Below are 25,353 nucleotides of genomic sequence, written 5' to 3' on the forward strand. Positions count from 1 at the left end.
ATGGACGAGCAGAAAAAACCTAACGCCGAAGAGCCGCAGGCCACGGAAGAAGTGCTGGAAGCCGCCGAAGAGGCGGAGCAGCGTCCTTCCGAGTGCGACGAGCTCAAAGAAGAGGTAAAAAAATTAAAGGAGGAGGTCGCGCGCGGCAGGGCGGATTATTTCAACCTGCGCACGAGGATGGAGAGAGACCGCGAGATCAACGCGAAGCTTGCGGCGGAGCAGGCGGTGAAAGAAATGATACCCGTCTTTGAAAACCTCGAAAGAATCGCTGACGCCGTGACGGATAAGGAAAGCGCCCTGGCAAAGGGGATGGCGATGGTCATCAAACAGTTTGAAAATGGCCTCTGCAATCTGGGGCTGGAATTCATCCCGGTAGAGGGAGAGTTCGACCCGTCGCTTCACGAAGCTGTGTCGATGGAGCCGGTCGACGACGCGTCAAGGGACGGACACATAATCGGCGCGCTTTGCCGCGGCTACAAGCTGGCGGGGCGTGTGCTGAAAGCGCCGCAGGTGCGCGTCGGAAAGTACAGCGGCGGACAGGATAATTGATAATTAAGGAAACAAAAGGGGCGGCAGCGCCCGTTAAAAATTTATAAACACAAAAGGTGGAGTGTATTATGAGCAAGACAATAGGAATAGACCTTGGAACTACGAACAGCTGCGTGTCGGTAAAAGAGGGGGACAACGTAACGGTAATACCGAACCCAGAAGGGCAGCGCACCACGCCGTCCGTGGTGGCCTTCACTAAGGACAACGAAATACTCGTCGGGCAGCTTGCTAAGCGCCAGGCGATAGTCAACCCCGACCGCACGGTCATTTCGATCAAGCGTTCGATGGGCAGCGACAAGACGATATCGATAGACGGCAAGAGCTACACGCCGCAGCAGATATCGGCGATGATTCTCCAGAAGCTCAAGAAAGACGCCGAAGAGTATCTCGGCACGACGGTCACCGACGCGGTCATCACGTGCCCCGCCTACTTCACCGACGCTCAGCGTCAGGCCACGAAGGACGCGGGAACGATCGCCGGGCTCAACGTAAAACGCATCATCAACGAGCCGACGGCGGCCTGTCTCGCCTACGGTGTCAACATGGAGAAGGGCGACCATAAGATAATGGTCTACGACTTGGGCGGCGGCACCTTCGACGTTTCGATACTCGACGTCGGCGAAGGCGTTTTCGAAGTCCTCTCGACGGCCGGCGACAACCTGCTCGGCGGCGACGACTGGGACAACGAGATAGTCAAATGGCTCGCGTCGGAGTTCAAAAAGAGCGACGGCATCGACCTGCTGAAGGACAAGATGGCTTCGCAGCGTCTGCGCGAAGCGGCCGAAAAGGCGAAGATCGAGCTCTCGTCGATGCAGGAAACGACGATCTCCCTGCCGTTCATCACTGCAGACGCCAACGGTCCGAAGCACCTTGAACTGAAGCTGACGCGCGCGAAATTCGAAGACCTGACGCACGCGCTGCTCGAAAAGACGATAGCGCCCGTCAAGACGGCGATGAAGGACGCCGGGCTTGCGCCGGCCGACATCAACAAGATACTTCTCGTCGGCGGCTCGACGCGTATGCCGATGGTCCAGAAGCTTGTGCAGGAGATCATGGGCAAAGAGCCGACAAAGGGCATCAACCCGGACGAGTGCGTCGCAATGGGTGCGGCTCTGCAGGGAGCCATCCTCTCCGGCGAACAGCAGGGGATAGTCCTCGTCGACGTAACGCCGCTTTCGCTCGGACTTGAGACGCTCGGTGGAGTCTTCACGAAGATAATCGACAAGAACACCGCGATCCCCGTCTCCAAGAGCCAGGTATTCACGACGGCGGCGGACAACCAGCCGCAGGTAGAGATACACGTGCTGCAGGGCGAGCGTGCGATGGCCGGCGACAACGTAACGCTCGGGCGCTTCATCCTCGACGGCATCAAGCCGGCGCCGCGCGGTATCCCGCAGATCGAAGTAACGTTCGATATCGACGCAAACGGTATAGTGAACGTCACGGCGAAAGACAAGGCGACCGGCAAGGAGCAGCACATCACCATACAGTCGTCGCGCCTGACCGAAGAGGAGATCGAGAAGATGCGCCGCGACGCTGAAGTGAACGAAAGCGCGGACAAAAAGCGCAAAGAGCTCATCGAAGCTCGCAACGAAGCGGAGTCGGTTATTTACCAATCCGAGAAGCTTGTCAAGGAATCAGGCGGCGCTGATCCCGCGGCTCAAGCAAGAGTCAACGAGCAGATAGCCAAGCTCCGCGAAAAGATGGGCGGAGAGGACTCCTCGGCGATCAAAGAAGAGACGAAGAAGCTGATGGATGTGATGAACGTTCTCGCGCAGGCGGCGCAGAAGGCCGGAGCCGGAACGCAGCCTGGAGCAGGGGCTCAACCGCAGCCGCCGCAGGATAACGGAGGCGACGGCGAGACGGTAGACGCAGAATTCCACGAGGAAGACAATTAATCCTCAAAAAATAGCCAAGTATGCCGCAGAGGATACCTCTGCGGCATATTAGTGAGATATGCGGCGCAGGCGGCTCTCCCAGATTTTTAACTAATCTTGACAAATAGCCGCCCTGTTGTATAATCCGTTGCTGTAAATGCGTAAATTTTATTGAGAGGTGAGGCGCTGATGGCTGCTCCCGGTAAAAAGGACTATTACGAAATATTGGGCGTTAGCCGGGAAGCATCGGCTGACGACATAAAGAAGGCTTACCGTACGCTGACGAGGAAATATCATCCGGACGCAAACCCGGGCGACAAAGAGGCGGAAGCCAAATATAAAGAGATAAATGAGGCGAACGAGGTCCTGAGCGATCCTAAGAAACGCGCGCAGTACGACCAGTTCGGCTATGTCGGCGACATGCCGCCCGAGGGCTTCGGAGGCTTTGGCGGCTTCGGAGGTCAGGGGCAGACCTTCACCCAGGAGGATATAGGCGATCTCTTCGGCAATCTATTCGGCGGAGGCTTCGGCGGCCGCAGGCGTTCGGCGAACCCGAACGCGCCGAGGCGCGGCGCCGACCTTGAGGCGACGGTAAGGCTGACGCTCGAAGAGGCTTACAGAGGAGTTACGCGCAAGCTGGAAATCCCGCGCCTCGATACATGCAGGCGCTGCGGTGGTAGCGGCGCGGAGCCGGGCAGCAGCGTCAACGTTTGTCCGACCTGCCACGGCAGCGGCCAGATCTTCCAGGTCGTCAACACGCCGTTCGGACAGATGCAGCAGTCCGGCACATGCCCGACCTGCCGCGGCAAGGGCAAGACCGTCGATAAGGTATGCACCGAATGTCGCGGCAAGGGACGCGTCAGGCGCACGGCCACGGTAGATGTCAAAATACCTGCCGGAGCCGACAACGGAATGCGCCTGCGTGTATCGAGTAAGGGCGAGGCTGGCGTGAACGGCGGCCCTTCCGGCGACCTCTTTATTTTGACCGAAGTCATGCCCGACGCGAGATTCACGCGCAGGGACGACGACCTCAACACGACCGTTGAGATAACCTTTCCGCAGGCCGCGCTCGGCTGCGAAGTAAAGGTGGAGACCTTCGACGGCATAGAGAAGCTCGACATACCGGCCGGCACCCAGGCGGGCTCCAAACTGCGCATCAGAGGGCGCGGAATGCCGCGCCTGAAGACGAAGGGAAACGGCGACATGAACATACTCGTAAAGATAAAAGTCCCGAGGACCCTGACGCAGAAGGAGCGTAAACTGCTGAAAGAGCTGGCGAAGGAAAGCGGCGTGGAGACGGCGGGATAGACGCGCTTTGCGCGACTGAGTGAACTTTAAGAAATAGTATGTTTCTTATGTTTGAACCTCTACATTGTAAAAAATGAAAAATTGCATTTCCGCAGACATACTCTGCGGAAATTTTTTTGCGTCCCGATTATTTTGTGAAAGAATAGTACTCTACCCCATATAGCTGAAAAACTATGCCGTTGGAAGGCTTAAATAGTGTTTGAAGACTAAGCGGCCGTGTTTGAAAGTTATTAGAAAAAAGAAATAGTTTTTGTAAATATCAATATAAACTAAGCATATTAAAACGTTTAGTTTATTATTTTTAATAAATAAAAATAACAATTACAATTTTTCCACTCTAACTATTGACGTCGTATGATGTTAGGCATTAGAATAAAAAAACTCATATTATTGTAGTATCAATGGACTAAGATTGCGGCTTTAATGATTTCGCTACAATGTCAGAGAGACGCTGGCGAAAATGTTTTGTCGAAATTACTTAGCCCATTTGTATAAAGGAGGTGTAATTTCTTAAATACTGCGCTGTTATTGGTCGATCGGAGATTTAAACATCCTGAAGGGGGAACTTAGTAATGAAAAGGAAACTTAATGAGATTTCTCTCAGAACGTGGCTCCTAGTATTGGTTTTGCTGTTTGTTCTGCCTTCTATATCCTTAGCGGATCCTCCTGAGATTCCATGGGGTGGGGTTAACAGAGCTAATTTGGACTACCCAGAATATCTTAGAAGCTACCATGATAAGAAATTTGAGGCGACTAAATTTGACTTTAGTTTTTTGCCGAGGGTAACGAACGGCAAGAGCAGCAGTGTGCTGGGTGAAAAAGCCTATCAGGCGACGCAGGATGAGCTTATTGGCTATATCGCTTCGCTTTCACCGAAAAATTTACGCTGGAAGATAATCGGCGAATTTCCAAGCTATGGAAAGGCTGAAGGCGTGGCCTCTGTCTCCGACGGGTCGTTTAAGCTACCGCTTCTTGTCTTCAGCGATCCTCCGGTATTCTCACCGAATGAGGTAAAGGCGCTGAAAAAACCGGTAATATGGCTGCAAGGTCAAATACACGGCGGCGAATCAAGTGGCGGAGACGCGATGCAGGTCCTTGCTAAACGGTTGGCGGAGGGTGATTTGAACTATCTGCTGGAAAAGATATCTGTGGTCATTGTTCCTCGGTATAATGTCGACGGTGCATGGAGAAACCAGCGCGGGACAAATTCTTACCGCTACCGTATCAACATAGACCAGAACCGCGACAATCAGGGCTTTGAGTCCGCGATAACAAGAACGATGCACAGACTTGTCAATGAATACGAACCTTTCTTCTTCGGTGATGCCCACGAGATGGGATTTACGACGGGAACGGGCTATGTTAAAGGAGAATCTACAAGATTGACGATAGACTGGAGCGGATATGACATCGCCACTCTTATAGCCCCGATTTACAATCACCCGGAAAAACTGAAGAAATATATAACCGACGTGTTTGAACCAGCGTATCACAAAAACGTGGAAGACAGAGGGTTGAACTGGGCATGGTATACGCAGACTTCTACCACCCCTCCCGGAGAAACCCCTGGTAGAGTAGTAGGACTGCGTGGCTATGTTTCTGCCGACGTAAGAGCAAAGAGTGGCGATGAGATCGTCTGTGTCACAGCTGCGGACGGGGGCGAAAAATATGTCCCTCTGCAAACATTTGACGGGGCGATTGACACGGGAATTACAGATCCGTCTTTCGGCCTTAAAGGAGCCTGCAGTATTTTGACAGAGTCTACGACTCCTGCTATAGGGGTGAATTTAGGACTTCGTGTCGCAGGACATGTTTCGGTATATGAGTCGGTTCTCAAAACAGCGTACGAAAGGGCCGATGAATTTTACGATACAGTATTGCAGGCGCGGGCAGATATGGCGGCCCGCGGCAAAAAAGTTGCCGACGACAACAGGCTGGTTCTTACGATCCATTATCCTGAAGAAAGCGTTAAGCATAATATCCCAGTGTTGACTGCCATTCAGGATGCCGCCACTATGTCATGGTCTGTAAAGCCAGGAGTATTTGAAAGCAAGATGTTCCTTTCAAGAAATGGAACGCCCAATATTTCAGTTGTTCAACCGCGGGCGTATGTAATCAAAGCCAATGATGCCACAATTGCCAGACTTGCACATTCCGGCGTCGTCTTTGAACGTCTGAATAAGGAGAGCGAGATTGAAGTAGAAGCATATACCGTGGATGCGGCGTCTGCAAAGGTGGGCGACACAAACTTGGTTCCTTCGGGAATGAGCGGCTGGAGTGACGCAAAGGTAATAACAGCGGTATCAACGACTAAGAAAAAGGTAAAGTTCCCTAAGGATACATATATCATGTATATGGACCAGGTGCGCGCGACTCATGCGGCATATGCCTTGGAGCCTCTTTCTCTAAGAAACTATGGTAATTATTACCTTTGCATGAAGACTGACATGCCGAAGATCGGAGGAGACCCGGTAAGCGAAGGTTTCTTCAAGGCGGATGTTGGAGACGAGTATCCCGTGTACAGATACATGGGTACGGAAAAGCTTGACAGCTACTCGATCGGTCAGCTTACAGCTCCACTTGCTACGGAAAATTCTATGGTAGAATGGGTGCTCCCATACAGCGCGGCAGAGAAGGACGAGATTGCTGCGGAACTCGGCATGGACGTATTGTGCATAAGCAAAGCGTGGATGTGGTTGAAAGGTAAAGAGTTCACCGCAACAATGCCCGACAGCGCTGGAGATGTGGATTTAAGAGAGGCGCAGTGGTATGCGTATAACTGGAAAGACAAAAAATATGAGAAACTTGCAGCGTCAGATGACGGTTACCAGATAAAAGAGGAGTTCATCGATGATGGTAATAATGTCAAATTGATAGCCGCCTCTGAGAAAAAAGCGTCTGGCAGTAGTGGGGGGTGCAACGCTGGAGCGTTTGCGCCAATTTCCTTACTTTTTATTTCGCTTGGTCTATTGGTGGTCAGGAAGAGATAGAATAACATGAGATTACAAGTACGCATTTTTTCTTTTTCAGAATGCGTACTTGTAATCTGAAAAATGAACTCTATCCGGTGTTCAATTCAAAAAAATTAATTTAACTGAATTAATAATAGCAAAATTCCTTTACATATGCCTGGAATAATTATAAAATAAGCAAGGAGTCTGTTGCTACACCAATACAATATGGAGGTGCACTATATTGAAGAAAGTGCTAGCTTTACTAACATTGGCAGTTGTGGTTTTTGCGGCCGGAGCGGCGTTCGCGGCCGAGCCGATCAAGATCGGCTATCTTGCCGCTCTTACCGGCGACTATGCGCAGTACGGAATTACCGAGGTCAACATGGCCAAGATGGTCGTAAATGACATCAACGCTCAGGGCGGCCTTCTCGGGCGCCAGATCGAACTTATCCCGTACGACACGAAGACGCGCAACGAAGACGCGGTCAACGCGGTCCGCCGCATGATCGAAAGCGACAAGGTCTGCGTAATCGTAGGGGCCAACTCGAGCGGCATCAACATCGCTACGGCGCCGATAGTCGCAAAGGGCAAAACGCCGCAGATCTCCACGGTGGGGACGAACCCGCTCGTGACGGTCGACAACAAGGGACGCGTACGCGACTATTCGTTCCGCATCTGCTTCACTGACCCCTATCAGGGAGCCCTTGCCGCCGACCTTGCCTACAACGACCTCGGCAAAAAGAATGCCGCCATCCTCTATAACGTAGGCTCCGACTACGCGCAGGGGCTTCGCGAATTCTTCGTCAAGAATTACGAGAAGCTCGGCGGCAAGGTAGTCGCCGACGAAGGCTTCCGCGAGACTGACGTCGACTACCGCGCTCAGCTGACGAAGATCAAGAACGCCGGCGCAGACCTTCTCTTCCTCCCCGGCATGGGCAAGGATATGGCTTTGGCGATCAAACAGGCCCAGGAACTCGGACTTAACGTCACGATCGTAGGCGGGGACGGCTACGGTGAATTCATGAACGAGATCGCCGGCGACGCGATGAAGGGGACTTACTGGATCAACCACACTTACCTCGAGGATCCCGAAATGGCTCCGATATTCAAACGCTATAAGGAAGTCTACAATGACGACTGCAAAGAATTCGTAAACGGAACGATGGCCTACGACGCCATGTACTGGGTCATCGACGCCATCAAGCGCGCCGGCAAGGCCGAAGGCCCCGCGATAGCTAAGGCTCTCGAAGCGACAAAGGGACTGAAGCTCCACCACGCGACGCTCACGATCGACCCCGAAACGCACAATCCGCTCAACAAGGCCGGCATAATCCTCAAGGTCGGCGACGACCTTCACACGAAGTTCTACAAGAAAGTGGAGCCGAAATAAGTTTCAAACGTATCTTGCCCAGGGAACAGCTTTGCTGCCGCCCCTGGGCATTTTTTAAGCCCGGCAACGTGCGGGCATAATGAAAGGCTGAGGTGTTGCAGTTGGAGACCTTTATCCAGCAGCTTATAAACGGGCTCTCGCTCGGCTCCGTTTACGCTCTTATTGCAGTTGGCTATTCGCTGGTCTACTCCGTTCTTCTCTTCTCAAATTTCGCCCACGGCGGATTTCTTGTAATAGGCGGCTATATCTGTTATTTCGCGCTTCGCTCGGGCGGTGCGAACATATGGCTTGCCTCTTTTGCCGCTCTCGTAGGCGCGGGCCTTTCGGCGATCGTCGTCGAACGCCTCGCCTATCGTCCGATAAGGGAGCGCACTCCGATTACCCTTTATATGCTCATCGCCTCGATGGGCATGAGCATCGTGATCGAGAATTTGTTCGTCGTTACCATAGGAGGACGCTTCCGTGCGCTGCCTCCGGTAATTCCGACTAACCCGGTAAATTTCTTCGGCATAGCGACCACGAGCGCGTTTGACATTTTGTCGCTCGTGACGGCCGTCGTCTTCCTCGTCGGCCTGCAGCTCTTCCTCGTCAAAACGAAGTGGGGGCTCGCGATACGCGCCGCTTCTTACAACCTGAAGACCGCCGGACTTATGGGCGTCAACGTCAACAGGCTGATATCGATAGTCTTCTTCGTCGCCGGGCTTCTCGCCGGCGTCGGAGGGATATTCCTTTCCGTCCGCTACACCCTCTACCCGCAGCTCGGCGCGATAACGACGAAGGCCTTTGTCGCGGCGGTAATAGGGGGGCTCGGCTCTCTTCCGGGCGCCGTCGTCGGCAGCCTGATACTCGGACTTGCGGAAATGATGACGGCGGGGTTCATCTCCAGCCAGTTCCGTGACCTCGTCGTCTTCGGTATACTCATCATAACGCTGATCGTGCGTCCGACCGGACTCTTTGGAAAGTCCGTCGGCGAGAAAGTGTAGGTGCTGTGATGGAAGGTTATGCCGTAGGTATAGTGACGCTATTGGCCATCAACTGTATAGCCGCCCTCGGCGTGTCGCTCTTTACCGGCTTTACCGGCGTGTTCACGCTCGGGCACGCCGGATATATGGCGATAGGTGCCTACACGGCGGCGATACTTACTGTCGAATATGAAGTGAATTTCGTAGTTGCGATAATGGCCGGCGGAATCCTGGCGATGATACTGGCCTACCTGATCGGCATCCCGACGTTGAAGCTCGTCGGAGACTATTACGCTATAGCCTCCCTCGGACTCGGCGAAGCTATCCGCCTCATCATCGAGAACTGGAACGACGTCACTCGCGGCGCGCGCGGCTATCCCGGGATAGAGGACTACACGTCGATGCCTGTGGCGCTCGCCTTTCTGGCTGTGATGACGGTAGCGATGTTCTTCCTGGTCTACAGCCGATACGGGCGAGCCTTCAAAGCGTGCCGCGACGACTATGTGGCGGCGTCGCTGCTCGGCTTCAACACCGCCCATTACCGCGTGCTGAGCCTCGCGATCTCCGGCTTTTACTGCGGGGTGTCCGGCGCGCTTCTGGCCGGCTTCATGTCCTTCATCCAGCCGGTCATGTTCGACATGGCCAAATCGACGGAGCTCGTCTCGATCGTCGTCTTCGGAGGGCTTGGTTCGATGAGCGGCTGCATGATCGGCACGATGATACTGACGCTCGTCACGGAGCTCTTCCGCCCGATATCGCAATACCGCATGCTCATCTACGGGCTTGTCCTTGTACTCATCATGGTAATGCGCCCCGAGGGCATCATGGGCACGAACGAGCTGACGGTCTCCTATATCAAAAAACTTTTCTCAAGGAAGAACAAAAGGACGGCGCCCGCCGGAGAGGAGGCCCGCTGATGGCAGCCCCGCTTCTTGAACTGAAGGAAGTCAACAAAAGATTTGGCGGCGTTCAGGCCGTCAAGGATATGACGTTTACGGTCGAAAGGGGAGAGCTTGCCGGGCTTATCGGACCGAACGGCGCGGGAAAGACGACGATATTCAACCTCGTCACCGGCGTTTACGACGTGACGAGCGGCAGCATAGCATTTAAAGGAGATAGCCTCAACAAGCTGAAGTCTTACCAGGTCATAAGGAAGGGCATCGCGCGCACCTTTCAGAATCTGCGCCTCTTCGCCGCCTCGACCGTGCTCGAGAACGTCATGACGGCGGCGCAGCAGCATTACCAGTATTCCTTCGCCGAGGCTCTGACTCATCTCGGCCGCTGGAAGGGCATGGAGGCGAAGACGCGCGCCGAAAGCATGGAGCTTCTCGACCGCGTCGGGCTCGCAGACCGCGCCGGGCAGGCGGCGGGAACGCTTCCCTACGGCCTGCAAAGGCGCCTTGAGATCGCGCGTGCGATATCGCTGCGCCCCGAGCTGCTTCTTCTCGACGAGCCGGCCGCCGGCATGAACGCCGACGAGGTCGAGCAGCTCAACGTCCTTATCACAGGGATACACAAGGACTTCGACCTCACGATATTGCTCATCGAGCATCATATGGACGTGGTGATGGCGATATGCCCGCACATCGTCTGCATGAACTTCGGCGCAAAGATAGCCGAGGGAACGCCGGAGCAGATACAGAATCATCCGGACGTCCTAAAGGCGTACCTCGGAGAGGAGGAATAGCGATGGAAGAAAAAACGCCGATCCTTTCCGTTAAAGACCTCGTCGTCAATTACGGTGCGATTCAAGCGCTGAAGGGTGCGTCGCTCGACGTTTACCGCGGAGAGATCGTCGCGGTCATAGGCGCGAACGGCGCCGGAAAGTCGACGATGATGAACGCGATAATGGGAGCCGTGCCCCGCGCGTCGGGGGAGATCTTGCTGGACGGCAGGCCGCTGCCTTCGAAGAGCTACCTCGTCGTCAAGGATGGCGTGAGCCTCTCGCCGGAGGGACGCAAGGTCTTCGCCCCCCTTACTGTGCTCGAGAACCTTGATATGGGCGCCTTTCCGCTCTCCGATAGGGCGGGTATAGAAAAGCAGAAGGAAGAGGTCTTCGATCTCTTCCCGCGTCTGCTCGAGCGTAAGGATCAGTACGCCGGGACGCTGTCGGGAGGAGAGCAGCAGATGCTCGCGATCGGCCGCGCGCTGATGGCGAAGCCTCGCGTCCTTCTTTTAGACGAGCCGTCGCTCGGGCTTGCGCCTATCATCATCAACGAAATCTTCAAAGAGCTGACACAGGTCAACAGGCAGCTCGGCATGACGATACTGATAGTCGAGCAGAACGCGAAAAAAGCGTTGCAGCTTTCGCAGCGCGCCTACGTCATACAGACCGGCAGAATCGTGATGGAAGGAAGATCCGAGGAGCTGCTGCACGACCCGGAGATAGAAGCAGCCTACCTCGGAGGGAAAAAGAAATAAGCGCGCGTAGCTCATACCTATGTCGTCTTTTAACAAGAAAAAGAGCGCCGAAATGGTTCAAAGCGCTCTTTTTCTTGTTTAATAGAGCTAAAATTTTTATATCGCTGTGAATGATTACCTGATAGTGAATGCGTGGTATACTTTATCGACCGGCGGAAAGCGGCAGGAATGCAGGTGCTTTCGCACGTGGGGCAGATAAAACGTTCTCTTTTGGTATGCGCGAAAGGAGCGGTAGTTGTGGATTTTGATTCTGCGCCTGTAATAATCGTTGATTGGAGTGCGCGGTTTTGCTGAATGAGGAGCGGATGCAGTTGGCGGAAATGAAAGCAGACAGCGCTCAGGTGCTGGCCGCAAGGGGCGTTGTGAAAAATTTTGGCGGCATTCGCGCTTTGCGCGGCGCTGAAATTGCCGTAAACGCCGGCAAAATTGTTGACGTCATAGGCGACGGCGGCAATGTAGGACAGTTCGATGGCTATAAATAAAGAGGGGCGCCCCAGCTTTCTGGTCGAAAGCTGCCTGCTTGCCTTCGGACTGCCTTCTGTAGGCGAAGTGGAGCTTGCCCGTGAATGGGAGGCGGCAGGCTCAGGGGATGCTCTCATATGCTGGTTGGAAGACGGTGAGATCGTCGTCGGTACTATAGAGAGATTCCTTTCCTTCCGCTCAGGCGCCCCAAGGTACAAATTTTCTTCCGACTCACTGGAACGGGCGCTGAAAGACAGGCTGTCAGGCGCGCTGACGGCATCAGCGACTATGGAGGCATGTCGCCGCTTCTCTGTTTCGTGCGCCGTATCCTGCGGTATAGGCGGCATAGGCGATGTAAAAGGCGAAGAAGTCTGCTCAGACCTGTCTATGATAAGAGATTCCGGCGTCGTCCTGATCTGCACGTCGCCTAAAGATATGCTGGACATAGAAGCGACCGTCGGATGGTTGCTGCGGGAAGGCGTCCGTGTTCTTGGAGACGGCGGCGATGTCTGCACCGGTTATGTCTTTAACGGACGGCCCGTACGTTTGAGCGGCAGCTGGCGCGGCGGAGACCTTCGTCCGCCTCTGTTGCTTCTGCGCGGCATCGCGGCCGATAAGCGTATGCAGGACGAAGAGATATTAAAGCGTGCGGTCTGCGAAGCAAAAGAGGCCGAACGGCGGGGCGGTTACTTCCACCCGGCCGCCAACGCAGCGCTCGACAGGCTCTCCGGAGGCTATTCGTCGCGGTTGCAGCTCGCTTCCTTGTTGGATAACATCAGATTTGCAGCAAAGCTTGAGCTCAACTTATGAATAAGTAAGGTAGAGACGGAAAAAGTCGAGAAACTCCCTTACTTTTCACGCTTGATTTACAGAAATCTGTCTGAAATTAAGAGATTTTGTGTAACGCACGATCGGCAACTACATTTGCGCACGGTATTTGCATTTTTTTTGATTTGTGTTACAATTTAAATGCTAATTTCAGAGGGAACATCTGGAAGAGTGGGTTTGCCCACTCTTCTTTTGTTACTGGGGGCGGTTTTTTGGAGAAAGGACTATATGACGGTGTGAAGGAGGAGCTGCGGGCCCGCGTTGAGGCGCTTGGGTACGAGTGCGCCGGCGTCGAGCTCGTTTCCGAGGCCGGTGCGGACATCCTGCGGGTCTACCTTGAAATGCCCGGGGGCGTCGATACCGGGGACTGTGAGACCGTCTCGCGCGAGCTGAGCGCCTATCTTGACACGATAGAGGATAAATTGCCGGAGCATTACCTGCTTGAAATAAGCTCTCCGGGAATCGAGCGCTCTCTCTTCAATGCCGCGGATTACGTGCGCTTCGCCGGTAAAGCCGCGAAAATTTACCTCAGGAAGCGTGGAGAGAGCGCCGAGGGGATTCTCGGGGGCATAACTCCAGAAGACGAAATAATGATAGAGACATCCGACGGCCAGCGGAAAATTCCGATCGGAGAGATAAAGCGCGCTCATCTTATCTGCGCCCCGCAGAAGGGGCAGAAAAAATCCTTCAGAAAAATTCCCAAAAAGAAAAAATAAACGGCAGTTTGAAAGGGGAAAAACGGAAAAATGAAACTTGGAAACGATTTTAAAAGAGTCCTCCGGCAGATCGAGGAGGAGAAAGGGCTATCGGAGGAGATAATAGTTTCGAGCCTTGAAATGGCGATGGTATCGGCATATAAGAAATTCAAGGGCGGCAACCATCAGACCGAGGTCTATATCGATATCGAAAATGGAGAGTTCACACTTTACGAGGTCTACGAGGTAGTCGAAGAGGTGAGCAACCCGGATGCCGAGCTGACGCTCGAAGAGGCGAAACGGCGCGGCTACAGCGACGTCGAGGTCGGCGATTTCATCCACGTCGAGGTTTTCCCGGAAGATTTTGGACGCATCGCGGCGCAGACGGCGCGCCAGGTCATCATCCAGAAGCTGAAGGACGCGGAGCGCCAGGTCGTCTACGAGCAATTCGCCGACAAGATCGGCAACGTTATAGCCGGCACGATATTCAAGGCCGAGGGCGATCAGATACTCATTCGCCTGAACGACAAGACGGAAGCTATCATGCCGAAGGAAGAAAAGATTCTCGGAGAAAAGTACATCACAGGTAGCCTGAAAAAATTCTATCTGCTCGATGTCCGTCAGACTACGCGCGGCCCGCGAATCATAGTGTCGCGCACGCATCCCGGACTGCTGCGCAGGCTGCTCGAGGTGCAGGTGCCGGAGATAAAGGACGGCATCGTGGAGATACGCAACATTGTCCGCGAGGCCGGAACGCGCGCGAAGATCGCGGTCTCCTCCCTCGACGTCAACGTCGAGCCGCTCGGCGCGTGCGTCGGTAAGCAGGGGCAGCGCATCCGTGCGATAAGCGACGAACTTGTAGGCGAAAGGATCGACATCATCGTCTACAACAGCGACCCTCTGAAATATATCACTAACGCGCTATCGCCTGCGAAGATCGTCCGCATCGAACCGCTGCTCGACCAAGACCGCTCGGTGACCGTCTACGTGCGCCCGGATCAGCTCTCGCTCGCGATAGGCAAGACCGGCCAGAACGTTCGCCTCGCGGCGCGCCTCACCGGCTGGAAGATCGACATCAAGGTCAAGGAAGAAGAGAAGCTGCCGACGATGAAGGACCTCTTCATGGACATATCAGATATAGAGGCTGATAAGCCGACGGCCGTCGACCTTTTTGAAGATCTGCCCAAGGAAGGACCTAAGAAAAAGAAAGGCAGGAAAAAATAGCCGGCATGGCTAAGCTCGACCATGCACAAACTGCAAAAAAACGGCGCCCGCGCACCTGTGTAGGCTGCGGCGAGGAGTCGCCGAAGCGCGAGCTTCTGCGCGTCGTAAGGGGTACGGACGGCGCGGTCCGCTACGATTCGACGGGCAAGGCGAACGGCCGCGGCGCGTACGTCTGCGCGCGGCGCCAATGCGTCGAAGCCGCGAAAAAGAAAAAGTCTTTTTCGCGCGCGCTGAAGGCGGAAGTCCCCGACGACCTTTTCGACGCGCTGCTTGAGAGGTGCTGCGAAGATGGCTGAGCCGTCGGCCGCGGCGAAAAAAGCTCTCAGCCTGCTTGGACTCGCGCGTGGGGCGGGCGCGCTCTTCATCGGGCAGGATAAGATCGCGGAGGCTCTGAGAGGTGGCGGAGAACTGGCGGTATTCGTGACGGAGGACGCCGGAGGCGGCGCGATGCGCAAATTTCTTGCCGCCGAGGAGAGGGGAAGGCTGAAAATATATAAGTTAAAAAATACCGGAAGGGCGCTTCTGGGGAAGAGTCTCGGGGTGGGCGCGGCCCAGGCCGCGGCGCTCCCGGCCGGAAGCGGTTTTGCGGAAAAGATAATAGCTGTATTGAATGAGGACAGGAGGAGTGATGCCGATGAGTAAAATCAGAGTATACGACCTCGCCAAGATGCTTGAGAAGAGCAGCGGCGAAATGGTGGAGATACTTAAAAATTTAAATGTGGAAATAAAATCTCATATGAGTTCTATAGAAGAGGAGCTTGTTCCAATGGTGGAGAGTTTCCTGAAAGAGGAAAAAGAGGCCGCAGCTAAGCCCGCTGTGGAGGAAGCACCGGCTTATCCTATCGTCTATGTGCATGAAGGCGCTTCCGTCGCCGACGTGGCGGCGCTCGCCGGCGAAAGGCCGGGAAGCGCCGTAAAGGTGCTGATGATGGGAGGGCTGATGATGCCGGCCTCCACAGCTGTGGATGAAAGGGCGCTGAGAATTCTCGGCAGGACCTTCAAGAAAAACTTCGTGTTCGGCGAAGCGGAGGAGAAGGAAGCGGAAGAGCCCGCGGCGGCCGCGGGAGTCGAGGCCGAAGCCGTCGTTAAGGAGCAGCTGAAGGCGCGTCCGCAGGGCGGCAAAAAGGCGAAAGAGAAAGGCAAGAAGAAAAAGCGGCTGAGTGAGGGTGAAGCGCCGCGTCCACCCATCGTCACGGTGATGGGGCACGTCGACCACGGAAAGACGACTCTGCTCGACAACATCAGAAAGACCCACGTCACGGAGAGAGAGGCCGGCGGCATAACGCAGCATATAGGGGCGTCGCGCGTCGACTACAACGGAAACACTATCGTATTCCTCGACACTCCGGGACACGAGGCTTTCACGGCGATGCGCGCGCGCGGGGCCCAGGTCACGGACATCGCGATACTCGTAGTCGCGGCCGACGACGGGATCAAGCCGCAGACGATCGAAGCGATGAATCACGCGAAGGCGGCCGGCGTGCCGATAGTGGTGGCGGTGAACAAGATAGACAAGCCCGAAGCGAAGCCGGAGCGCGTGCGCCAGCAGCTCTCCGATTACGGCCTCGTTCCCGAGGAGTGGGGCGGCGACACTATTATGGTCGACGTTGCGGCGAAAAAGGGTACGAACGTCGACGAGCTGCTCGAAATGCTGCTGCTCGTCGCCGAGATGCAGGAGCTCAAGGCCGACCCGAACGCGGCGCCCTCCGGAACCGTCATCGAGGCGAACCTCGACAAAGGCAAGGGGCCGGTTGCCACCGTGATAGTGCAGGAGGGCACTCTGCGCCGCGGCGACATAATCCACACGGGCTCGGCGTGGGGCAAGATACGTGCGATGATAGACGACAAGGGCAATACGGTCAGCGAAGCCGGCCCGTCGATGCCGGTCGAGATTCTCGGCCTCGAAAGCGTGCCGCAGCCCGGAGAAAAATTCACCACGCTCTCGACAGAGCGCGAGGCGCGCGATCTTATATCGCAGAGCGAATTCGAACGCCGCGAAACGGATTTTGGCAAGGCGAAGCGGCTGACGCTCGAAGAACTGTACGAAAAGATGCAGACGGAAGAGATCCCGCAGCTGCGCATAGTCCTCAAGACCGACGTCCAGGGCTCCCTCGAAGCGTTGCATTCGTCGCTTATGAAGATGAGCACCGATTCCGTTTCGATAAACGTCGTCCACGAAGGCGTCGGCAGGATATCCGAATCCGACGTCATGCTCGCGTCGGCCTCCAACGCGATAATAATCGGCTTCAACGTCCGCCCGGACGGCAACGCGAAAAGGGTTGCCGAGAACGAGGGCGTGCAGATAAGGCTCTACCAAGTCATCTACGACATGCTCGACGACGTCAAAGCCGCCATGGAGGGCATGCTCGCCCCCGAGCTGCGCGAACACACGCTCGGACAGGCCGAGATACGCGAGATATTCCGTGTGCCGAAGGTCGGCAACATCGCAGGCTGCCGCGTTACGGAGGGGCTTGTGCGCAGGAGCGCGAAGGTGCGCCTGATACGCGACGGCGTAGTCTTCTGGAGCGGAGACCTTTCGAGCCTCAAGCACTTCAAGGACGACGTGCGCGAGATAAAGGCGGGCAACGAATGCGGGCTGAGCTTTGAAAAGTTCCAGGACTTCAAAGTCGGCGACGTGATCGAAGCCTACGAGATATTGAAAGAAAAGAAAGCGCTGGAATAGTGAAATTCGAAGGCGGAGGACTTGACAATCCATTCTGGATCGCGGCTGCGCGTCTGCTGATAGAGATCCCATACGCGGCGAGCCTCAAGGACAGGAGGCGTGTCGTGCGCTCTCTCACGGACGGCGCGCGCTGCAGATTCGCGGCCTCGGCGTCGGACTTAGGCCCCGATGGGACGCATAAGACGGCGGAGCTCGGCTTCGCTTTCTGCGGTTCTTCGTCCGCCGAACTGCGCGAAAGAATGGCAAATCTTAAAAAGTTCCTCTGCCAGAGGGAAGAAGAGGGAGAATTTGAAATAATGAGATTTTCCCCGGAGGTGTTCAGCCATGGCGACATATCGGATCGACAGGATAAATAAGGAATTCCTGCGCCTGATCTCCGAAATGCTGAGGACGCGCATAAAGAACGACGACGCGGCGAAGGCCGTGCTGACCAAGGTAACGGTCTCGCGCGATCTCAGCCATTCAAAGGTCTACTATACCGTTATAAAGGAAGAGGAGCGCGAGCCCGTGCAGAATGCGCTCGACGCGGCCGCGGCGCCTCTGCGCGCGATGCTCGGCAAGGAGCTCAAGCTGCGCACGATACCGGAGCTGCATTTTATCTATGACGATTCCGAAAGCAGGGCGCGCGCGATGGACGAGCTTCTCGATAGGGTGGCGGCGCTCGACATGCGGCAGGCGGCCGAAAGGAAGACGCAGCAGTGACGTCATACGGCGATAGCTTTGTCGAGGCTCTTGAAAAGCTGAAAAAACACGCCTCATGGGTCATCCTCTGCCACGAAAATCCAGACGGGGACACGCTCGGCTCCGCGTTTGCGCTTTACTCGCTCGGGCGCAGGGAGGGCAAAAAGGTGAGCATCTACTCGAAGGACGATAGGCCGGAGGTTTTTTCGTTTTTCGAATATTTTGACGAGTTGCGTTCGGCTGAAAAACTGCCCCCCGACGAAGTAAAGGGCGCATTGTTGGTCGCAGTCGACACGAGCACGGAAGAAAGATCGCTCGCAAATCTGCCTGAGCTGCTCGTTGCCTGCGCGGACAGCGTGAACATAGACCATCACGGCGACAACGCGCTCTACGCCGCGACGAACCTCGTCGCGCCTAAAGCGTCGGCGACCGCCGAGATAGTCACACGGCTGATGGAGGCTTACGGCGCGGGCATCACTCGCGGCGAGGCCGCCGCGCTTTATACGGCGCTCACGACGGACAACGGCAGCTTCCGCTACAACTCGACGTCCGTCGAAAGCCACCGCTGCGCGGAAATTTTGCTCACTGCCGGCGCCGTTCCCTCCGAGATAGACGATCGCATCCACGAGAACATGACGGAGGATGTGCTGCGCCTCTGGGGCGCGGCGCTGACGCGCACCGAGCTCTTCGCGGAGCGTCGCTGCGCCTTCTTCTGGCTGCGCGGCAGCGAAATATCGGCGGCGCGCGCGACGCCGAATTCTCTCGACGGGCTCGTAAACATGCTGATGCGCATCAAGGGCGTCAAGGTCGCGCTCTTACTCGCCGAAATAGGCGGTCGCAACAAGCTGAGCGTCAGGAGCCGCGCGCCTTACAGCGCGCGCGATATAACTGCGCGCTTCGGCGGCGGCGGTCACGTCGGCGCGGCAGGCGCCAAGGTGGACGGGGATTTTGACGGCGCGATAGCGAGGGTAAGGGAAGAGGCTGAAAAATATGTCCGTGTCGGGAATCCTGCCGGTAAATAAGCCGGAAGGGCTCAGAAGCACCGACTGCGTCCAGAAGATTCGCTCCATCCTCGGAAGAAGCCTCAAGGTCGGACACGGCGGAACGCTCGATTCTACGGCTTCCGGGCTCCTCGTGATCCTCGTCGGCCAGGCGACGCGCCTCTCGAACTTCGTGATGGAGCTGCCGAAGGTATACGAGGCCGAGGTCGCGCTCGGCCGCGGAACGACGACGGACGACGCGAGCGGCGAAACGACGGAGCGCGCTCCGTGGGGGCATGTGACGGATTCGGCGCTCGACTCGGCGCTCTGCGCCTTTTTCGGCTGGCGTATGCAGCGGCCGCCGGCCGTCTCGGCGGTGCACGTCGGAGGGGAGCGCGCGCACGCGATCGCGCGCAGCGGGCGCAGCGTGCTGCCGGAAGCGAAGCCCGTCTGCTTTCTCGACATAGCGCGCCTTACGCCGCTGGACGAAAACGGGCGTGTGCGCTTCCGCGTCAGCTGCCGCAGAGGTACCTACGTACGCAGCTTCGCCAGGGACTTGGGCGGGCTTTTGGGCACGGCGGCGCATCTGAGCGGACTGATTCGCCTTTCGAGCGGCCCCTTTAGCGCGGATAAGGCGAAGCCGGCCGCCGAGCTATTTGAGATGACGCGCGAAGAGCTCGCCGCCGAAATGATTCCGACGCCGGCCCTGCGCCGTATCTTCCCGAGCTACGAGGCCGACCGCGGAGCGTACGAAAAGCTTTCGCACGGGCAGAAAGTTTCGCTGCTCGGGCTGAAGCGCAGGCTGCCGCATCTTGCGCAGCCGCTGCGCGGCAGGGTCATAGTCGCGTCGGAGAAAATTTTTTCGGTCTGCGCCGAAGCACGGCGCGGGGGAAGCTGGGAGCTTGCTCCTGAAGTGAATATATTGATCGAAGGAGACGGGGAGTAATGATCTACGCTCTCGGCGCTTTTGACGGTTTCCATCTTGGACACAGGCGGCTTCTCGAAAGGGCGGCGCGGCGCGCCGCCGAAGGGGGAGCCGGCTGGGGCGTGATGACCTTCGAAGGGCACCCGAGGATGCTCTTAAACGGCGGCGATTTCAAAATGCTTTTTTCGCCGGAGGAGCGCGGCGTCATAGCGCGCAGCCTCGGTGTCCCGCGCATGGAAAGGATACCCTTCACGCGCGAATTCGCCTCTCTTTCGCCGGAGGGCTTCGCCGGCTTCATAGCGGAGCGCTACGGAATCGACGGGCTCGTCGTAGGCGAGAATTTCAGATTCGCGAAAAACCGCGCCGGCGATCCGCGCGTGCTCGCGGAGCTTTCCGCCGAGCGCGGCTGGTCGCTCGACGTGATGCCGTCGTACAGGATCGGCGGCTGCGTCGTCAGCAGCACCGAGACGCGCATCGCAGTTTCGTGCGGGCAGATGCGCCGCGCGGCGGAGCTTCTCGGCTACCCGTTCATGATAAGCGGAGAGGTCTCGCACGGCGACGAGAGGGGCAGAAAGATAGGCTTCCGCACAGCGAACATAGCGATGCGGAAAAACAAAGTATATCCTCCCTTCGGCGTATACGCGGCGCTTGTTTCCATCGACGGCGGCTGGCTGGCGGCGGCCCTCAACGTCGGCGACAACCCCACCTTCGGAGGCGACGCCGAGCCGCGCTGCGAGGCCCATATACTGGATTACGGCGGGGCCCTTTACGGAAAGACTCTGACTCTTTTCATAGTCAGCGAGATACGCGGCGAAATAAAATTCGCCTCCGCCCACGAACTCGCGGAGCAGATATCGCACGACGCGGCCGAATGTTCCATAGCCTGCCGCGGCTACCTGTCGCGCAACGAAGCCGCGATGCGTAAATTTGCCGCTCTTCTTTGACAGTATTAAAATGCTGTCGTATCATTACCAAGTTGTTTCACGTTTCATTCTTGAGGAGGAAGATTTCCCTTGCTGAGACTTATGCGTAACCACACCAAAATAATAATGATAATCGTGATACTCTTCTTCGTAGCCTCCTGTTTCGCGGGGTACGGGCTCTACGTGCGCGGGAACCGCGGGAGGCAGGAAGGAATGCGCGACTACGCGGTAGCGGAGGTCGGGGGAAAGACGGTCATGCGCTCCGAACTTGAAAAAGCCGCGCAGCAAATCTCAGAGCGGTACGGAAACAATGTGACCTCGGCCGACGCGCCGGGAATCAGAAAGGCCGCGCTCGACGGCATAGCTATCGAGGGAGAACTCGCAAAAGAAATATCCGACAGAAAAATAGAGGCGGCTAACGATGAAATAGACGCCGAGTACAAAAGGGCGATGGACAGCTACCCTACGCGCGAGGAGTTCGCCGAATACTTGAAGCGCAGCGGCCGCACGGAGCGGCAGATCAAAGAGGACATCAGAAAGCACATACAGATGCGCAAGCTTTTCGAGTCTCTGGAAAATGACATAAAGATCGACGACAAGGAGACGCGCGCGTTCTACGACGCGACGAAGCCCTTCCTATTCAAGCGTCCGGCCGGCTTTAACGTTAACATAGCGGCTTTCACCGACAAGGCGGCGGCGGAGGAAGCCCGAAAGGAGATAGCGGCGGGCGGCAAATGGGACGACGTCATCGCGAAGCACCGAGCGGCGCTGGAAATGGCGACTTCCTACGACAAGCCGATGCTGATGGCCGAGCAGATGCTGCAGAAGGAGCTGCCCGTGTTGAAGGACTATCCGATGAACAAGGTCACGCCTGTCGAAGACGCCGGAGCGAACCGCTCCTATATAGCGATAAAGCGCAGCAAAGAAGCGGAGCGCGTGCTCTCCTTCGACGAGGCGAGCGCGGATGCCGCGAGCGCGCTCAAGAATCAGAAAATGCAGCAGGCCCAGCAGAAGCTCTTCGGCGATCTGCTGGAGCGGGCGGACGTGAAGATATTAGACGAATCGATATTCCCGTCGAATAGGGCGGAAGGCTCCGCGGCCTCGGCCGATAAAGTCGATTGACAAAAACATTTTGCGAAAAAGGGGCCGTTCACGGCTCCTTTCGTTTATAGGGCGGCGGTTGAAATGAACGTTGAAGAGATATTCGAGCGGTACGAAAAATTGTTGAAAGAGAGCGGTGTGAAAGAGGCTGGCATATACCTTGAGAGCCGCGCGCGCGAGGCGGAAAAGGAAGCGCCCTTGGCGGCCGCGTCGTGCTGGAACGAGCTCACCGGCTACTGGCGCGCCTGCGGCGATAAAGAGAAAAGCTACGCTTCCGCCGAAAGGGCGCTTGCGATACTCGGGGCGAAGCGCCTCGCCGAGAGTCGACATTACGCCGTAGCGCTGCTTAACTTTGCCACGGCGAAGACCGCGTTCGGCGACACGGACGGAGCCTTGGAGCTCTACGAAAAAGTCGAAGAGCTCTTCAAAAAGGCGGAAGGCGTTCCGGATTACCAGCGCGCGGCTCTTTGCAACAGCAAGGCGCAGCTCCTTCTGAAGCGCGGCGAAACGGCCGAAGCCGAGCGCTACTTCGAAGAGTCGCTCGCGCTGCTTGAAGGCATAGAGGACGCGGGAAGCGAGATCGCCACCTGCAGCGCCAACATGGCGTACTGCGCGATGGCGCGCAGAGAACTTGCCGAAGCCGAGAGGAGGCTCGCAAGGGCTGAAAACTACTTCAAGGACGCGCAGGACGACCCGCACGCGAACGTCGCCCTCTCCTGCCGCGGGCAGCTCGAATTCCTGCGTGGGAACTGCGCGGCCGCGGCGGCCTCTTTTGAGAAGCTCGCGGCGGACATCGAAAGGCGCTACGGGCGCAACGCGAACTACGCGCTCGCGCAGCGCAGCGCGGCCAAAGCCTTCGAAGCCGCGGGCGACGCGGCGAAAGCGGCAGACTGCCGCGCACTTGCGGAAAGCGTGCCGGAGCGGGGGGAAAATGACGCGGGGGCTTGAGCTCTGCCGCAGATATTACGAAGAATGCGCGGCGCCGGCCATCGAAGAAAAATTCAAAGGGGTCGCGCGGCGTTTCGCTGCCGGCCTCGCCGGAGAAGGCTCGGAGTGCCTCGGCTTCGACGACGAGATATCGCGCGACCACGACTTCGGCCCGGGCTTCTGCCTCTGGCTCACCGACTGTGACTTCGAAAAATACGGCGCCGAGCTGGGCGCCCTCTACGATCGTCTGCCGAAAGAATTCATGGGCGTCGCGCGAAACACGCAGCCGCAGGGCGCGGGGCGCGTAGGCGTCCTCAGGATCGGCGACTTTTACCGGCGCTTCACCGGCTGCCGCGGCGTCCCCCCGGACGAAGCGTCGTGGTTTCGCATACCGCAGAACTTCCTCGCGGCCGCGACGGGAGGGGAAGTCTTCCGCGACGAGCTTGGAGAATTTTCGCGCATACGCGCCGCGCTGCTGCCGTGCTACCCGCGCGACGTGAGGCTCAAAAAGCTATCCGCGCGCGTCTTCGCGATGGCGCAGGCTGGGCAGTACAACTATCCGAGGTGCGCGAAGCGCGGCGACAGGACGGCTGCGGCCTTCTCACTCGGAGAATTCGCGAAGGCGGCCCTCGAAGCGGCGCATCTGATAAACGAAAGATACGCGCCCTACTACAAATGGCTCTTCAGGAGCGCGCGCGGGCTCCCGCTGCTGCGCGAAGCCGTTGAAATGACCGGCAGCCTCTTCGCGGAAAGCGGCGGGGAGCGCGATAAAATAGAATCTATATGCGCGTGCACCGCCGCGGAATTGAAACGCAAAGGACTCTCCGATTCCGGCGACTCCTTCCTCGTAGCGCACGCGGAGGAGATAATGCGGCGCATAGAGAGCGAATATCTTAAAAGCTTCGGGGTGGCGGCAGGATGACGGAAGATGAAAGAGACGAGCTTATAAAGCAGATAATAGCGCTTGAATGGAAATTTTTCGACAAGGTGCCGAACGAGGGCGGCCGCGCCGCCTGTCAGGACGATTTTCGGACCTTCCGCATAATGCGGGGCAGCCAGTACGCGGCGTGGAGCGACGAGATGCTCGAAAGCTACATGGACGACCTGATGCGCGCGCTTGCCGAGGGGCGGAACCCTCTGACGGAAAAATACGGCTACATGATGTGCATCGCCGCGCCGGAACGGAACGCGAAGCTCGCGGGCGCGCTACCCGTCGTGAGCGCCGCGAAGAGGGCCGCGTCTCTGCGGATAATAGGTGCGCTGGCGCTGCTGAACGACGCGTTTGCGAAAAAATATCCGCGGGTCGCCGGCAGGGCGCGCCCGCTGCGCGCCTCCGGCGAAGATGAAGAAGGCACGACGTCGATGGAGACATATCAGCTCGGCGAGCTGTGGACGTATTCACTGAGGACGCTCGAACTGATGGAGCGTCATCTGGAAGAGTTTGCGAAAAAGGGCAGGAGTTATCCCGAAGAGGTGATAGAGAGCAGCCTTAAACGGAGAGGCTTCAAGAGCCTGAGGGACGCCGAAGACTACCTCGCATCGCTCGGCTTGTAGGAAATAAAGATAAAATCAAGCCGCGCTGAGCCGGCGGTAGTGTAACTTATTCTGTGTAAACCCCTTGCCCCTGGATCGATGTAAGACATCAAAGGGTTACCGTTACTGCTTCAGTATCACCATAATGACATACGCTATCCGGGCTGTCAATGGACTGCAGCCCGGACTTTTCTTATAGGCGTTTAGGGCTATTCCAGATCTCCGGGTTCTATGCGTTCCTCAAAGTAAATGCACAGCTGTGACAGAATTTTACTCCAGTCCCTGTCCCTGCCGGTCCACTTTTCAGTGATGTCCATCGTCGCAAGATAAAGGAGCTTGAGAAGGGCGTCGTCTGAGGGGAAGATCGTACGTGTTTTTGTCACTTTCCTGAGCTGCCGGTTGTAGTTCTCGATCTGGTTTGTCGTATAGATCATCCGGCGCAGCTCATAGGGATACTTGAAATAAGCGGATAACTGAGGCCAGTTGTTCCGCCAGCTCGCTACCGAAGACGGGTATTTCGAGCCCCACTTCTCTTCAAGTCTGTCAAGCCCTTCCTCGGCCTGCTCCAGTGTAGGAGCCTGATAGACACCCTTCAAATCATTCATAAAAGCCTTAATGTCCTTGTAAGAGACGAATTTTGTCGTGTAACGGATCTGATGGACAATGCAGCGCTGGATTTCGGCCTTGGGATATACGGCGCTTATCGCATCTGCAAAGCCTGTCAGGCCGTCGACGGAGATAATGAAAATATCTTCGGTGCCGCGATTACGGATCTCGTTAAGGACACCGACCCAGTACTTGGCGCTCTCATTTCCGCCGACCCACAGGCCAAGGACTTCACGATGCCCGTCCAGTCTTGTCCCAATAGCAACATAAACGGCTTTCTTGACGGTTCGGCCGTCCTGCCTCACATGAAATGCACGGCTCTCA

The 25,353-nt window shown here is 56.6% G+C and carries 26 protein-coding genes; 25 read left to right on the forward strand and 1 reads right to left on the reverse strand.

The genetic code is table 11. The annotated features are described in order from the left end of the window. The 25 genes from EH55_RS01370 to EH55_RS01485 all read left to right on the forward strand — a co-directional run bounded on the left by EH55_RS01370 (position 1) and on the right by EH55_RS01485 (position 24,444). Positions 1-549: a nucleotide exchange factor GrpE gene (locus EH55_RS01370; RefSeq protein ID WP_051682528.1), complete on the forward strand. Its 549-nt coding sequence runs from the start codon at positions 1-3 to the stop codon at positions 547-549. A gap of 68 nt (positions 550-617) precedes the next feature. Continuing rightward, positions 618-2,447, forward strand: a complete 1,830-nt coding sequence (gene dnaK, locus EH55_RS01375; RefSeq protein ID WP_037974242.1) for a molecular chaperone DnaK — start codon at positions 618-620, stop codon at positions 2,445-2,447. Between the two features lie 168 nt (positions 2,448-2,615). Continuing rightward, positions 2,616-3,734, forward strand: coding sequence for a molecular chaperone DnaJ (gene dnaJ, locus EH55_RS01380; protein WP_037974243.1), 1,119 nt, complete (start codon positions 2,616-2,618; stop codon positions 3,732-3,734). 572 nt (positions 3,735-4,306) lie between these two features. After that, on the forward strand, positions 4,307-6,724 hold the full coding sequence (locus EH55_RS01385; RefSeq protein ID WP_037974245.1) for a M14 family zinc carboxypeptidase: 2,418 nt from the start codon (positions 4,307-4,309) through the stop codon (positions 6,722-6,724). A 205-nt stretch (positions 6,725-6,929) separates the two neighbouring features. Then, entirely contained in the window at positions 6,930-8,078 is a 1,149-nt protein-coding gene (locus EH55_RS01390) for an ABC transporter substrate-binding protein (RefSeq protein ID WP_037974246.1), read from the forward strand. Positions 8,079-8,179: 101 nt separating this feature from the next. After that, on the forward strand, positions 8,180-9,061 hold the full coding sequence (locus EH55_RS01395) for a branched-chain amino acid ABC transporter permease (protein ID WP_037974247.1): 882 nt from the start codon (positions 8,180-8,182) through the stop codon (positions 9,059-9,061). 8 nt (positions 9,062-9,069) lie between these two features. Further along, complete coding sequence (locus EH55_RS01400; protein ID WP_037974248.1) at positions 9,070-9,957, forward strand: branched-chain amino acid ABC transporter permease; 888 nt, start codon at positions 9,070-9,072, stop codon at positions 9,955-9,957. Continuing rightward, on the forward strand, positions 9,957-10,727 hold the full coding sequence (locus EH55_RS01405; RefSeq protein ID WP_037974249.1) for an ABC transporter ATP-binding protein: 771 nt from the start codon (positions 9,957-9,959) through the stop codon (positions 10,725-10,727). Before EH55_RS01400 ends, EH55_RS01405 begins: the two co-directional genes overlap by 1 nt. A 2-nt stretch (positions 10,728-10,729) precedes the next feature. After that, positions 10,730-11,461, forward strand: a complete 732-nt coding sequence (locus tag EH55_RS01410) for an ABC transporter ATP-binding protein (protein ID WP_037974251.1) — start codon at positions 10,730-10,732, stop codon at positions 11,459-11,461. Positions 11,462-11,748: 287 nt separating this feature from the next. Next, the gene (locus tag EH55_RS14355) at positions 11,749-11,943 is read left to right on the forward strand and encodes a hypothetical protein (protein WP_141730582.1); all 195 of its coding nucleotides are present in this window, start codon (positions 11,749-11,751) and stop codon (positions 11,941-11,943) included. Beyond that, positions 11,930-12,733, forward strand: a complete 804-nt coding sequence (locus EH55_RS01415) for a pseudouridine-5'-phosphate glycosidase (RefSeq protein WP_037974252.1) — start codon at positions 11,930-11,932, stop codon at positions 12,731-12,733. The genes EH55_RS14355 and EH55_RS01415 overlap by 14 nt, the downstream gene beginning before the upstream one ends. Before the next feature lie 230 nt (positions 12,734-12,963). After that, positions 12,964-13,467: a ribosome maturation factor RimP gene (locus EH55_RS01420; protein WP_051682529.1), complete on the forward strand. Its 504-nt coding sequence runs from the start codon at positions 12,964-12,966 to the stop codon at positions 13,465-13,467. A 30-nt stretch (positions 13,468-13,497) separates the two neighbouring features. Beyond that, positions 13,498-14,670, forward strand: a complete 1,173-nt coding sequence (gene nusA / locus EH55_RS01425) for a transcription termination factor NusA (RefSeq protein WP_081839382.1) — start codon at positions 13,498-13,500, stop codon at positions 14,668-14,670. Between the two features lie 5 nt (positions 14,671-14,675). Continuing rightward, positions 14,676-14,966: an RNase P modulator RnpM gene (gene rnpM / locus EH55_RS01430; RefSeq protein WP_037974254.1), complete on the forward strand. Its 291-nt coding sequence runs from the start codon at positions 14,676-14,678 to the stop codon at positions 14,964-14,966. Next, a complete protein-coding gene (locus tag EH55_RS01435; protein ID WP_037974255.1) occupies positions 14,959-15,312 on the forward strand; it encodes a hypothetical protein in 354 nt (117 codons plus the stop codon). Before rnpM ends, EH55_RS01435 begins: the two co-directional genes overlap by 8 nt. Continuing rightward, positions 15,305-17,353, forward strand: a complete 2,049-nt coding sequence (gene infB, locus EH55_RS01440) for a translation initiation factor IF-2 (RefSeq protein WP_037974256.1) — start codon at positions 15,305-15,307, stop codon at positions 17,351-17,353. The genes EH55_RS01435 and infB overlap by 8 nt, the downstream gene beginning before the upstream one ends. Continuing rightward, positions 17,353-17,709 (forward strand): DUF503 domain-containing protein, encoded by a 357-nt coding sequence (locus tag EH55_RS01445; protein ID WP_051682530.1) that lies wholly within the window; start codon positions 17,353-17,355, stop codon positions 17,707-17,709. The genes infB and EH55_RS01445 overlap by 1 nt, the downstream gene beginning before the upstream one ends. Further along, complete coding sequence (gene rbfA, locus EH55_RS01450; protein ID WP_037974257.1) at positions 17,678-18,055, forward strand: 30S ribosome-binding factor RbfA; 378 nt, start codon at positions 17,678-17,680, stop codon at positions 18,053-18,055. Before EH55_RS01445 ends, rbfA begins: the two co-directional genes overlap by 32 nt. Beyond that, positions 18,052-19,056, forward strand: a complete 1,005-nt coding sequence (locus EH55_RS01455) for a DHH family phosphoesterase (protein WP_037974258.1) — start codon at positions 18,052-18,054, stop codon at positions 19,054-19,056. Before rbfA ends, EH55_RS01455 begins: the two co-directional genes overlap by 4 nt. Then, complete coding sequence (gene truB / locus EH55_RS01460; protein ID WP_037974259.1) at positions 19,025-19,960, forward strand: tRNA pseudouridine(55) synthase TruB; 936 nt, start codon at positions 19,025-19,027, stop codon at positions 19,958-19,960. Before EH55_RS01455 ends, truB begins: the two co-directional genes overlap by 32 nt. Continuing rightward, on the forward strand, positions 19,960-20,883 hold the full coding sequence (ribF, locus tag EH55_RS01465; RefSeq protein WP_051682531.1) for a riboflavin biosynthesis protein RibF: 924 nt from the start codon (positions 19,960-19,962) through the stop codon (positions 20,881-20,883). Before truB ends, ribF begins: the two co-directional genes overlap by 1 nt. A 69-nt stretch (positions 20,884-20,952) precedes the next feature. Then, entirely contained in the window at positions 20,953-21,984 is a 1,032-nt protein-coding gene (locus EH55_RS01470) for a SurA N-terminal domain-containing protein (RefSeq protein ID WP_051682532.1), read from the forward strand. A gap of 63 nt (positions 21,985-22,047) precedes the next feature. Then, complete coding sequence (locus EH55_RS01475) at positions 22,048-22,911, forward strand: tetratricopeptide repeat protein (RefSeq protein ID WP_037974260.1); 864 nt, start codon at positions 22,048-22,050, stop codon at positions 22,909-22,911. Beyond that, the gene (locus EH55_RS01480; RefSeq protein WP_037974261.1) at positions 22,895-23,812 is read left to right on the forward strand and encodes a DUF4037 domain-containing protein; all 918 of its coding nucleotides are present in this window, start codon (positions 22,895-22,897) and stop codon (positions 23,810-23,812) included. The genes EH55_RS01475 and EH55_RS01480 overlap by 17 nt, the downstream gene beginning before the upstream one ends. Continuing rightward, positions 23,809-24,444, forward strand: a complete 636-nt coding sequence (locus EH55_RS01485) for a DUF4125 family protein (RefSeq protein WP_037974263.1) — start codon at positions 23,809-23,811, stop codon at positions 24,442-24,444. Before EH55_RS01480 ends, EH55_RS01485 begins: the two co-directional genes overlap by 4 nt. 188 nt (positions 24,445-24,632) lie before the next feature. On the opposite strand, the gene EH55_RS01490 is transcribed toward EH55_RS01485, so the two are convergent. Further along, a partial coding sequence (locus EH55_RS01490) for an IS256 family transposase (protein ID WP_037974285.1) occupies positions 24,633-25,353 on the reverse strand: 721 nt, incomplete at its 5' end.

It is taken from the genome of Synergistes jonesii (assembly GCF_000712295.1).
Taxonomy (GTDB): Bacteria; Synergistota; Synergistia; order Synergistales; family Synergistaceae; genus Synergistes; species Synergistes jonesii.